The organism is Agrobacterium genomosp. 2 str. CFBP 5494 (assembly GCF_900013495.1).
GTDB lineage: Bacteria > Pseudomonadota > Alphaproteobacteria > Rhizobiales > Rhizobiaceae > Agrobacterium > Agrobacterium pusense.
The window spans coordinates 22,950-35,249 of sequence record NZ_LT009722.1 but is presented as its reverse complement, the minus strand read 5'-3'; the positions used below and the strand labels follow the sequence as shown (position 1 = coordinate 35,249).

At 60.0% G+C, this 12,300-nt stretch carries 7 protein-coding genes; 2 read left to right on the top strand and 5 right to left on the bottom strand.

Going from position 1 to position 12,300, the window contains the following annotated elements; all coding sequences use genetic code 11:
- Positions 1 to 365 precede the first annotated feature (365 nt).
- Both AGR2A_RS28090 and AGR2A_RS28085 read left to right on the top strand, forming a co-directional pair.
- Positions 366 to 1,448, top strand: a complete 1,083-nt coding sequence (locus AGR2A_RS28090; RefSeq protein WP_080823866.1) for an AAA family ATPase — start codon at positions 366 to 368, stop codon at positions 1,446 to 1,448.
- Between the two features lie 61 nt (positions 1,449 to 1,509).
- Positions 1,510 to 3,795, top strand: coding sequence for a S8 family peptidase (locus AGR2A_RS28085; RefSeq protein WP_279772791.1), 2,286 nt, complete (start codon positions 1,510 to 1,512; stop codon positions 3,793 to 3,795).
- A gap of 187 nt (positions 3,796 to 3,982) precedes the next feature.
- On the opposite strand, the gene AGR2A_RS28080 is transcribed toward AGR2A_RS28085, so the two are convergent.
- From AGR2A_RS28080 to AGR2A_RS28065, 5 genes are all read right to left on the bottom strand, one after another.
- Entirely contained in the window at positions 3,983 to 9,076 is a 5,094-nt protein-coding gene (locus AGR2A_RS28080; protein WP_080823865.1) for an N-6 DNA methylase, read from the bottom strand.
- Between the two features lie 90 nt (positions 9,077 to 9,166).
- Positions 9,167 to 9,769 carry a DUF1419 domain-containing protein gene (locus tag AGR2A_RS28075; RefSeq protein WP_080823864.1) on the bottom strand — a complete coding sequence of 201 codons (603 nt, stop codon included), beginning with the start codon at positions 9,767 to 9,769 and terminating at the stop codon, positions 9,167 to 9,169.
- Positions 9,770 to 9,892: 123 nt separating this feature from the next.
- Entirely contained in the window at positions 9,893 to 10,864 is a 972-nt protein-coding gene (locus tag AGR2A_RS28070) for a DUF3991 and toprim domain-containing protein (RefSeq protein WP_080823863.1), read from the bottom strand.
- A gap of 187 nt (positions 10,865 to 11,051) precedes the next feature.
- Complete coding sequence (locus AGR2A_RS29840; RefSeq protein WP_003501810.1) at positions 11,052 to 11,228, bottom strand: hypothetical protein; 177 nt, start codon at positions 11,226 to 11,228, stop codon at positions 11,052 to 11,054.
- A gap of 237 nt (positions 11,229 to 11,465) precedes the next feature.
- The gene (locus AGR2A_RS28065; RefSeq protein WP_080823934.1) at positions 11,466 to 12,137 is read right to left on the bottom strand and encodes an acyl-homoserine-lactone synthase; all 672 of its coding nucleotides are present in this window, start codon (positions 12,135 to 12,137) and stop codon (positions 11,466 to 11,468) included.
- Positions 12,138 to 12,300 lie beyond the last annotated feature (163 nt).

Genomic DNA, 12,300 nt, shown 5'->3' with positions numbered 1-12,300 from the left:
CGAGCAGCCCTGCCGCGATGCACAAGCGGGGCCGGAGCCCTGCGATGGGCAAGTGGCCGGGATGAGGAGGGCGCGATTGAGCGATAGCGGCAGCGCAAGACCGACCTGCGATCCATTTGCCCCCAACCCCTCCATTTATCTTTCAGCTTCCACCTCCTCTTATCCAGCAATCGGGTGGCGCCGGCGCGGCTCAACTGGTATGCGGTTGCGAACAACTGTCGAAGCAAGGCGTTATAGCCTCACACGGGGCCCTGACCGTAAGGCCGGCACGAGTTACGCCAGGCACGATAGGTAAATCTGTTCAGAAAGTTGTTATATATTTGCGCCGGGCTTTCTAAATCCGGCAACTACCGTAGAGTGAGACCATGGCATCGGCACAACAAATCATCGGGCTCGTGAAGAGCCATGCTGAAGGCGACAAGGATCGTTTCTACGACCTTGCGATGCAGTTGGCTGCCGCTGAATCGCAGAAGGGACATGGACGCCTCGCGGAGCAACTCCGGCAATGGGCCGAAGCTGGCGCAGCAGCGCCGGAGCAGAAGCGCCCCAGTCTGACGCCGCTTGCCGCGCCGCGGGGAGAGTTGGCTGGGTTTCTCGCGGCCAGCTATCCGACAGCCCGCATGGCTGACGTGATCGTGCCCCCTATTATCGAAGACGAACTCAAACACCTCGTTGTCGAAATCCATCATGCCGAGAAACTCGAGGAGAAAGGCCTGCGGCCGCGAAGACGCGTCCTCCTCGCAGGCCCTCCCGGAACCGGCAAGACTTTGACGGCCGCAGCCTTATCGGCGGAACTGCGCTATCCACTCTTCACGGTGCTCCTCCATGGCCTGATCACGAAGTTCATGGGCGAGACTGCCCAGAAGCTTCGTATGGTTTTCGACGCCATCAAGACGACACGTGGCGTTTATCTCTTCGATGAAATCGACGCGCTGGCATCGAGCCGCGGCAACGAGAACGACGTTGGGGAGGCTCGGCGTGTCCTGAACTCATTCCTGCAGTTTCTCGATGAAGACACCGGGCCTTCGATCATTGTCGCGACCACCAACCTGCCGGAACTGCTGGATCGCGCCGTTCTGCGCCGCTTCGATCTGGTTCTGTCTTACGATTTGCCGGACGGGGTCGCTATCGAGAAGGCAATGCGTCGCCGTCTGCAGGGCTTCGAGGTGGAAACGATTGACTGGGGTCGGATCGCCGGCTGCGCGAACGGCTTATCGACGGCAGACGTGATCGCAGCGGCGGAAGATGCTGCAAGACGCGCGGTCATTCTCGACACGAGCGCTGTTGAGACGACTGCTGTCATGGCATCGCTGGAGCGTCGGCGTTCGCTTCAAGGCATAGGAACGGAAAAGCATGGCTCGAGATCGGCGCCACTTTACGCTGAGCGGAATAGGAACCTCGCGCCCGTTCGCAGCAAAAACCGGCGGATCGTCAAGACATCCAAGTAACGTCAACGATCGGGAGGCCCATGCCCAGGCACTGCTGGCGGCACTCGATCAGTTGCCGGACGTGACACAGGCCAATCTGCCAGGCGTCTATCTGGCAATCGAAGGCAGACCGCACGAGGTGATGATCACCAAAAGCCTGAACGCGAGTGGGCTTACGCTTCTGCGTGTCGATAAACAGGCCGGCGCCCCAGCGGAAGCGACGGTTTTTGCAACCGAGAAGGGGCTTCAGAAACTTCGAAAGAAGATTGAGGATTTCGGTGGCGAGCTCCCAGTGAAAGAGGACGGGAGCTTCAAACCCGCCAGGAACGCCGACCTGGTGCAGAGCATTAGCGCGATCTCCGAGGCCGGTCTGCGGGCTCTGTGGCGAAGCCCCCGCGATCGTTTTCCCGTCGAAGCCGGCAAGAAGCCCTGGGAGGTCTGGCTGGACAAAGCCGCTGCGCCCAACTTCTTCGATGGCGCGCTGGAATACGGCGTCGCAGTTGGAACCGACAGGTTGGAATTTCCTGAAGATTTGGTGGTGATCGTGGTCGCAACCCAGTTAGAGCTGGCGGCAGCCGTGCGAAATCTCGGCGGGGTCCGGGCTCTTGCCACGCCGACCCGTACGGCAGACGATTTTGACGCGATGCCAGTCGAGGAGCAGAACGACTGGGTCGCCGATCTCGTCGGCAGAACCACCTTTGTCCCTCACGCCGATCCGAACTACATCACGTTGCTGGACCGCGGGGTAAGCCGTGCCCATCCTCTGATCCAGCCAGCACTTGCGGCCGCAGACAGACACGCGGCTGAAGCCGCCTGGGACGTCAACGATTTTGTCGGCCACGGCACGCAGCTTGCTGGCCTCGCTCTCTACGGCGACCTGAGCACCGCGCTGCAGACGACCCTGCCGATTGCCATCACTCACAGGCTCGAATCTTCGAAGGTCATACCCGATGCGGGTCATAATCCGCATCATTTGCTTGGAACGGTAACACGCAAAGGGATCGACGCCGCGGAAGCGACGGCGGGGCGGAGGCGCACATTCTGTCTCGCCACCACGACGGAAGACGACACGCCTCATGACGGGGCGCCGACATCATGGTCAAGCGAGATCGATCAGCTCGCTTCAGGCGCTTCGGGTCTGCAGAGACGACAGAGGCTCATTCTGGTCTCGGCTGGAAACAGCGACCAGAACACCTTCACCGGCGGCGACTATCTTACCGTTTCGGATAACGCGGACAACGAGCTGGAATCGCCGGCGCAAGCCTGGAATGCGGTCAGTGTCGGAGCGTACACACAGAAGATCACGCTGCCGGCCGGAGAGCAGGGGGTCTGTGTTGCGCCGCTAGGGGATCTCGCACCCTCGTCGCGGACCGCCAGCTGGCATTCATACTGGCCGATCAAGCCCGAGGTTGTTTACGAGGGTGGCAACTGGTTCTTGCATGGCGCCCCGCCACCGATGAAACACCCGGCATTGATGCCGCTCACCACGGACCATCAGTTTCCCCTGCGGGCGTTCACAGCCTGCGGGGAAACGAGCGCGGCGACCGCTCTCGCCTCGCGCGACATCACCAGTTTGTGGTCGGACTACCCCGATCTCTGGCCCGAGACGATCAGGGCGATTTTCGTGTCTTCGGCGCGCTGGACCAACCAGATGCTTAGCCATGTGCCGGCACAACCGTCGAAAGCCGATCTGGGGATCCTCTTCAGACGCTACGGCTATGGGGTGCCCGACATGGAACGGGCCCGCCGAAGCGCGTCGAATGCGCTGACCCTTATCGTTCAGGATACGATCAAGCCCTATAAAAAGAGCGCGACGAAGAACGCCGAGCACATCCATAACGAACTGAAGCTCTTCGAGCTTCCATGGCCCGTAAAGGAACTGCGCCGCCTCGGAGCAGCTCAGGTCAAGCTCCGCTTGAGTCTCAGCACTTTCATGTCTCCAAACCCGTCGGAGCCCGCGCGCGGATCCAAGTATCGCTACGCCTCGCATAACCTCCGCTTCAAATTGAACCGGCCCAATGAGAGGGCAGGGGCCTTCATTCGTCGGATCAGCAAGATTGCCGAGCAAACGGACGAAGGCGTGATCGAGGAAGCTGACGGTTGGGCTTTTGGGCCCAATCGAAGAGATGTCGGCTCCCTGCAGATCGATCAACTGACTTGCGCAGCATCTGACCTCGCACGGAGAAATCTCATCGCGGTCCACCCCGTCACAGGGTGGTGGAAGGCCAAGAGCGTTCCTGATCCGGAGAACCTCTCTGCCAGATTTGCTCTGGTGGTTGAAATCGATGCCGGGACAGTTGAAGCCGAACTCTACGCGGAGGTGCAGACAGCGATTGCTAACATGACTGCGGCTGTCGTTACCGTGTAACCGCTGAAAGACCTGAGCAAAAAAAATGGGCCTGCGAATATCGCGGCCCATGAAGTGTGAAGGTCAAACTAACCTCCAGAGGGGAACAGCTGATGCGGCGGAACTGGGAGGTGACCGCCATATGCATCAGCTGCAGGCGTTATGCACTTATTTTCACCGCACCGCACCTAATTTTTGTGCAATGCCGCTATGCAACCTGTGCACTGGGCTCGGCATCGACATCTGCCGCGAGCTGAGCCTCGATCTCTCGCAAGGCCTGCTTCTTGCTCAGCAGTTCATCGGCGAAAGCAAACGCACCTCCTTCTCGTGATCTAAATGACTCGAGCCGCCGGCGTGCTTCCTCGACGCGGCTCTGATATTGCCGCCGCTCCTGCTCGAAACCATCAAGTGCATGCTCCAAACGTGAAATGGCACCAAGCGGCGTGACCGTGATCGAGAGGTCGATCTCGTAATCGGCCCCGGTGCGCTGCAGCAGCGTTTCGTACCGGTAGCCGTCGCCTTTTGCGAACCTCTCGCCTTCGTAAACGAGATGGAACCCGCCGATGGTAGCAAGTTGAACTTGGCCCTCTTGCTGGTTCTGGATCAAGGTAAGGATCTCCTTCATCAGCGCGCGACCGGCCTCCTTGCGTTCAGTTTGCGCCTTACCGCCCACACTCATCGTGAAAGTGCCACCGCTGGTCGGCTCCAACCGTTCAATGTCGGCCCCAATCTCCGAGATCCGCCGCGTCGAGACCTCGATGTCGCGCTCGGCATCACGCATTTGCCGTCGAACGGCATACTGATCATCCTCATGAGCGGCGCGCAGCCGTTCAAGCCGGGCGATATCGGCCTCGAACCCGGCCTTCTGCATGAGCCTTTCGTCACCTGAGGCGATGGCCTTGGCCATGGCGAACTGGTTCGCGGCCCCTTCGCCGACATCCTCCAGGCGACGGATCGACGTATCGCCAGAAAGGGCAGCGGCGATGAAGCGGGCCTTGCGCTCGTTGTTTTGCCACATGGATGCGTCGAGCGATCCCTCAGTGGCATAAGCATAGATATCGACCTCATCATGCTGGTTGCCCTGCCGCACGATGCGACCCTCGCGCTGCTCGATCTGCGATGGGAGCCACGGCACGTCGAGATGGTGGAGTGCCTTGAGACGAAGCTGGGCATTGACGCCGGTGCCCATTGTTTCCGAAGACCCGATCAGGAAACGGACCTTGCCGGCGCGAACGTCACCGAACAGTCGCTGCTTTGCCTGCGTCTTCTTGTAATCCTGCATGAAAGCGATCTCCGAGGCCGGCACGCCGAGCCGGATCAGTTCGTCACGAATGAAGCGATAGGCAGAAAAGCCGCGTGTTTTCTCGACATGGATCGTGCCGAGATCGGAGAAGATCATTTGAGCCGCGCCGGGCAGGTCGAAATTCTTGCCGTCGGGACGACGGTAGACCGCCTGGCCGGTCTCTCGCCAAATGCGGAAGGCATTGCGGATCAGGAGATTGAGCTTGTTATCTGGTTCATTGTGGACCGCCGGCATGACGAAGCGAAGGTCGATCGCCGCATGGCGCCCGTCTGTGATGACCGACAGCAGAATGTCGTCGCCGGGCTTGGCCGGTCCCTCGCGCTGCTCGATCGCTTTGATGCGAGTGTCGAGTACCTGTTGATAGGCCTTAAAGGCCGCCGTCGGCTTAGCCGTTAGAATCTGTCGACGGCCCGTCGAGATACCCGGCACTTTCACGTATCGGCGCAGGTCTTCCGGCATCACCACATCGGCGAAGGTCCGGAACATGGCGATCAGTTCGGGAACGTTGACGAAGCTAGCGAAGCGGCTGACCGGCTTGTATTTGCCGGATGGCTGGATTTCGAGTTCGGTGGTCGTGTCGCCGAAGCAGGACGCCCAGGCATCGAATTCGTGCAGCCCGCGCTCGGCGAGGGCCGCGTGGCCGAGCAGCCGCTGGATCGAGAACATCTCGCCAAGCGTATTGGTGATCGGCGTGCCGGAAGCGAGCACCAGCGCGCGACCGGGGTTCTTTGTCTCGATGAAGCGAGACTTCACATAGAGATCCCAGGCACGCTGTGAGCCATTCGGATCGATCCCTTTCAGCGTCGACATATTGGTCGCGAAGGAGAGCTTCCTAAACTCCTGCGCCTCGTCTACGACAATCTGGTCGATGCCGATTTCGGAGATGGTAAGAAGGTCGTCCTTGCGGGTTGCGAGGCCTTCAAGGCGTTCTTGCAACCCTTCCTTCAGCCGCTCGAGGCGCTTGCGCGAGACGCGATCCTCGCTGTCAACCTTGATCAACAAATCCTCATAGAGCTGCAGCTCATCCTGAATCATTTGGCTCTCGAATGCCGAGGGAACTGCGATGAATCGAAACGCCGAATGCGTGATGATGATCGCATCCCAGGTCGCGGTTGCCGCGCGCGACAGAAAGCGGGCGCGCTTGTCCTTGGTGAAGTTCGTCTCATCCGCGACGAGGATGCGGGCATTGGGATAAAGGGCAAGAAACTCGCGCGCTGCCTGCGCCAGGCAATGGCCCGGCACGACCAGCATCGCCTTGGCGATCAGCCCGAGCCGGCGTTGCTCCATGATGGCTGCTGCCATTGTCATTGTCTTGCCGGCGCCCACGGCGTGGGCAAGATAGGCGGAGCCATCGGCAATGATCCGCCAGATGCCACGTTTCTGGTGCCCATAAAGAACAAAGGCGCCAGAGGCGCCAGGCAGTTTCAGGTGGGACCCATCGAATTTCCGAGGTGCAATATTGTTGAAGCGATCGTTGTAGTCACGCACCAGTCGGTCGGCGCGATCGGCATCGGTCCACACCCAGTCACCAAATGCTTGCTTGATTTTTTGCAGTTTGTCGCGGGCGGCTTCAGTATCGACGACATTCAGGACGCGGCGCTCACCATCGGCGTCCCTGAACACATCGAAGATCTGCGGTACGCGACTATTCAAGGCGTCCGCCAGAAGCTCGCCAGCATGGCGGCGGCTGGTACCCCACTCGGATGTACCAGCTGCACTATAGCCGAGCTGCCTTGCCTCGACGGTCCAGGAGCCGAGTTGAGGCATATGATGGATACGGATATCGGTTTCCATCCGCTCTTTGACGAAGGCAACAACATCGGCGGCTGGAATCCATGGTGCGCCAAGGCGAGCGGTAATGTCTGACGGACGCAGGTCAGCGGGCAGAACTTCCTGCAGTGCGTGGACGTTCCGCTCATAGGCCGGGTCGAGTGCGGCGGCCGCCCGCGCGACAGCCAGCTTGGTGCGGACGGCACCTGACAGATAGGCGTCTGCGGTCTGCCAGGAACCATCAGCAGGGTCGCGGAAGATGGCGTCTCCAAGCTGTCCTGTCACACTGGTTGGGTCACCATGCGTCAGCTCCGCAATATGATCTATGTCCACATGGCCACGCTCGTTGAGAACGACCGCCAGCGCGTCCGCCGCCGATGTCACAACCGGCGCTGATGGGGGAGAGATCACCCTTTCGGAAAAGATTGGCCCCGGCTTCGCGGTGTCGGTCTCCAAATCGTAGTCCTCGATCGAGGCAACCAGCCAGCAATCGGGATCATCGCGGAACGGCGACAGGTTCGGCTGACGATGGGTTTCTTTGACATCCCCGGTCTCGGGATCCTCCTGTATGGAGACGGTGGTTTGGTTGATCGGTCCGAAGTCGCGGACGAAACTCGACCACGCGACGCGCAGCCGGACTTGTAGGTCGCGGCACGGCCGATCGTTTTCCTGTGCTTTCAGTACTTCCCGGACGGTATCGCGGATCGGGATGAGTTTCCTGATGATCCGGACGTGCTTCTCGGAGAAGCCGTCCCCGGACCGGCCTTTGCGCAATGTCACCGGCACGGGCGACCCGTCGAGCATCTGCATCAAGCCATGGGCCTTGTCGATGAAGAAGCTGCCCTCGCGGACGGGGCTGTCCTTTGCCCTTGGTTCAACGACGTCGGCGAACTCGTCTCCGAGATCGGTATCGATCGGCGTCGGCTCGCCGTCGTAGACATCGCTGGGCAGGAGATCGATGGCCGCCGAAAGCGCGGCTTCGAGATCCTCGCCCTCGCGGGGCCGGCACGTATAGGTCTCACCAAAGCGTCCCGATGTCAGGGCATGGGTACCGAGCACGAAGGCGGGATGGCTGGCGAACCAGCGGTTGATCCGGATAGCACTCCCGTCATTCTCCGCTGGCCGGATCTCATCGACGTTGAGCCAACCCTGATCACCCTCGGGCTCGCCGACCTTGCGTTTTCGGAAGAAAAGAATGTCGACGACGACGTCAGTACCAGCGTCACGGCGGAAGCTTCCCTCGGGCAGGCGGATCGCCGTGATCAGATCGGCTGACTTGGCAATATGCTCGCGAGCGGTCGCATCGGCCTTGTCCAGCGTTCCGTGCGAGGTGACGAAAGCTGCCAGCGCGCCCGGTTTCAAGTGGTCGATGGAACGCGCGATGAAGTAATCGTGCAAGCGAAGGCCGAGCGAGCGGTAACGTCGATCTGAGCGGACGGTACGATCCGAAAAGGGTGGATTTCCGATTGCAAGGTCGAAGATCGGAGCCAGATCGGTGCGCGCGAAGTCATCGTTGATAATTCTGGCTCTCGGCTGCAACAGACCCGCGATCTTTGCCGTGATCGGATCGAGTTCAACGCCAGTGACAAACGCGGTGGCCCGATAGGTTTGCGGCATAAGGGCAGGGAACAGGCCTGTCCCGATCCCCGGCTCAAGTACCCGGCCGCCGCGCCAGCCAAGCTTGATGATACCGGCCCAGATCGCCCGGATGATAAATTCTGGCGTGAAATGGGCGTACTGTGTGCAGCGTGCGAGCGACACATATTCTGCCTCTGACACTGCAGTTTCGACCGAAGAACCGATATCGTTCCATTCCTGCCGAAAGTCCCCTTCGCCCGGGAGGCGGAACACGCCGTTGGCCAGTTCGCCAGCGCCGAAGCCGGTGAAACGGATCAGTTGGGCCTGCTCTTCAGGCGTCGCAGGCCGACCCTGTTTTACGATGCTGTTCGCGACCAAGATGGCCGCGACATTGGCACGCGCGCGATCCTTCCAGGATGAGGCCAGGCCGCGATCGCCATCAAGATAGAAGTTCGCAGGCCGTGCTGAGCGACGCGGCGATGACGGGGTTGCAGCCGGCAACGCGGGGGCCGGCGACGACGGGTTTGGATCAGGATCGTCATCATTGGCGGCAACCGGTGAAAAGTCGCCAAAGGCAGTGTCGCCAATGCCGATGCCCGTCGAGAGCGCGGCGGAACCAAACATGTCGAAGGTGAAAGGATTGTCATTCATGGAAATGCTCCTTTTTCGGGCATGCGTCATCGGCCGCGGGCGGACTCGGCGGGTCGATGCGCTTTGATGGTGGAAATGGGTTGACGGCTGTCAGGCCACCAAGGATGGAAGGTGGCGCATATGAACAGGTAACTTGGCGGCGATTTCCTCGTCCGTCAGATCGTCGAGCAATTTCAGGAGGGTGCCGTTGCTGCCGCTCCAAAGCATGATCGTCCGCTGACCTTGGAACGCCGGCGGAAAACGATCACCGGCATAGCCGCGATACGCGTCTGCGGTCAAACTCCAGATATGCTCCAGACGCTCCTGACGCGTCATGGCGCGGACAGGCTGGCTTTCGCGCTTGACAATTGCGGCCCGCATCTCTTCGACCGAGGCTGTGACCGACAAATCGCAATAAGAATGGAAATACCTCACGGCGCCATCGATCCGCAGTTCAAAAAAGATCGACGTTACGGATCCGATCATGAACTCGCGCATCGAAAAAATCGGCCCGCGTATCCACAGGGGCGGGAGGATGTCGAGCATGTAGGTGTAAAGACCTTCGTCTATTTCGAACCATTCGCCGCTATAAAGCGGGGCAGCATCCGCCCGCCCAAGGTCCGGACGTTGTTTGTGCCGATCAAACAGCCGGAACATCTGGTGGCGGGTCGCGACGCCTTCGAAAACCTTTCGGATAGTGGACGGGGATTCCATCTGCGGCTCCTGTAAGTGCGGGGACCGAAGCGTCAGATCACCGTGATCCTGCTCGTTTTCTTCGATCCCTCAAGACACCTTCCGGGCCGCCGGCATTGCGCTCGACCGGGTCAAGGGCCGGCCTCAGCCGGGCGAAGCCTCCCTTGATGCGGTCGTGCGAGATGCGGCACGCCGCTTTCCGTTCTCCCTCTTCGCGTTTTCCCTCTTCTTTTCCTGCAGTACTTCGTTCCAATCTTCCGCTGGCGGCCGCAGCCGCAACCAAGAGCGCCCTTCCTCTTTGGCGAGGTTTTGCAACCGATCTGCGAAGGTGTCCCCTTGCGTGTTCGCGTCGGTCGCACCTACCAACTGGGCATCGGGGTTTGCCAGCAGCGATCGCAAGCCTGCTTCGGTCGATGGAGACCAGCCACCGCCGGTGCTGAGATAGAGAGTGTCCTCGCGCAGGCCCTCAATCGCAGCAAGGCTCATCGCGTCGATCGCCGCTTCAGTCACGCAAAACCTTGTTGCGTTCGGTCGACCGAGGCGGAAAAGGACCTTGTTTCCACCAGTCGCAAAGCCGCGCCACTCGGGGCCGCGCTCTTCCCATCCGGTGACGACACCCTCCGCCGAACTATGCCGTGCCCACATGCTGCCAAACGGCCCCTCGCGGATCGCACTCTCATGAATGGCGTAGCGGACGATCGGGACAGGGATGGCGCGGGCCCAGCAAAGATATCGCCAGGCACCCGTTCCCGGACCCGGCGCGCGTCGAGCACGCCACCTTTCGGCGATGTTAAGTGGGGGCGCCTGGGTCCTCGGCTTGCTCCAGATTATGGGGCAGGGATCGAAACCGACGAGGGTTGCCACACGGGCTATCGCCTCCGTGAAGGTCAGCCGGTCGAGTAGCGCTGCAAGGGAGAAGACGTCGCCTTTCTCGTCGCTTAGCGGATCAAACCAGCCACGTCCATCGTGGGTCACAATGATGATTTCGGCGCCCCTGCGAAACTTTACGGCACGCCGGGTGCTTTCCTTTTTGTCAACCGCAAAACCTGCATCCGCGAGAACCGCCGCACAGCCAACCTTGTCTCGCAAGATCTCTATTTCTTTTCGTTTCATCATTTTCTCCAATCGCTCGCGATTGTCCCTGTTTTGCTCCCCGTATTATCAACGGATCTCTTTCCGCCTGCCGCGAAGAGCAGAGGAGGCAAGGGCGCGGATGACAAGGTGCAAAGTTGCACCGCCCGCGGCGAAGCTTCCCTTGCCGCCGACAGATCGCCAGCGGCAACCGGAACGCAAAAATGCCGGCTCAGTGAGCCGGCCAGGGAAAGAATTCGTGCACGATATCGAGGTCGTCGCTTGCATCGATTTCGTCCGAGGGCAGGACGCCATATTCGCCGTCGACTTCGAAGACGGTGACCGGGACCATCAGGTCACGGGAGAGCTGGAAGGCATGGGACTGTGCGAGAGTGAGATCGTGCGACATGTTAGGGCTCCATCCGGGAGCGGGCCAATTCCCGCTCGATGGCTCCAGAAAGGCCTAATACCGGGCGCGATCACCGCGCAGGCGCAGCCCAGCGGCCGCAGCTCGCTAGCGGACCCTTCACGGGTTGATCGTGGAAGATCCGGAGTTGGGCCAGGACGCCATCAAGAGAGAGCGGGATTGGTTTCGATCTGGAGCCGCAATCACATCGCACGCTCGCAGGCTCGCATCTCTGCCTGGTTACACTCTGACCGAGGGGGTTGCCGGGGCTCTTTCATTCGATCGCGAGTAGGACGGCCGTTTATAGAGCTCGTCGACGACATTCAGTTTGTTTCGCATATTTGTCAAAACGCGCTGTGAGACTTCGAAAGCGCCACAGCAAACCGGGAAGCGCCCATAGCCGACGGCCCGGCCAAGCTCATCGAGCTCCGCCCCGGCACGCTCATAGATCCGGCTCATGTGGGGCTCATAGTTTGAGATCAGCGTTTCGATGCCGTTGTCCAACGCTATCTCGCACAGCGCCAGCAGCAGGAGGCAAAACGCCCGATCGGGACTCAACCCCGCCATATCGCGAGCGATCGCTTCCACATCGATGCACATGCGTGTTCCTTCCCAGATTGACGGTGCAACCAGATCGCAAGAGCCAGGAAAGGTGTCCCTGAACACGTCGTATAGCAGTGTCGGCCCGGTGGTTGGCATCAAGCGAACCGAACCGTAGAGCTGCGTTTGGTGCGTATCGCACCAAATAAGATACGCAGGTTTCAAGTCGTCGTAGATATCCCTCTCATAGGGGCCACAAGTGGCTACCTCCCATCCCAGCTGGTCGGCGAAAACCCGCTTTCTGAGGCGGAACGATTGATCGAGAAGGTCTTCGTATTTTCGATACTGATTTGCCTGGACAAGAATGTACAACTGCATCTCCAACGGTTGTTTTCCGTAGGATGCACAACTGTTCGATAGGCCCGTATTCCCTCAGATCAGCACCCTCATCTTGGGGTATTGCCAAATGCTCTCAAATCAGAATCCCATTACACGTGTTGTAATGTTATACCATAGCGCATAACAAGTATTATGG

Bases quoted from the DNA above. Each gene is read 5' to 3' on its own strand.
- AGR2A_RS28090 (WP_080823866.1), top strand. From the start codon at position 366: ATGGCATCGGCACAACAAATCATCGGGCTCGTGAAGAGCCATGCTGAA.
- AGR2A_RS28080 (WP_080823865.1), bottom strand. From the start codon at position 9,076: ATGAATGACAATCCTTTCACCTTCGACATGTTTGGTTCCGCCGCGCTC.
- AGR2A_RS28075 (WP_080823864.1), bottom strand. From the start codon at position 9,769: ATGGAATCCCCGTCCACTATCCGAAAGGTTTTCGAAGGCGTCGCGACC.
- AGR2A_RS28070 (WP_080823863.1), bottom strand. From the start codon at position 10,864: ATGATGAAACGAAAAGAAATAGAGATCTTGCGAGACAAGGTTGGCTGT.
- AGR2A_RS29840 (WP_003501810.1), bottom strand. From the start codon at position 11,228: ATGTCGCACGATCTCACTCTCGCACAGTCCCATGCCTTCCAGCTCTCC.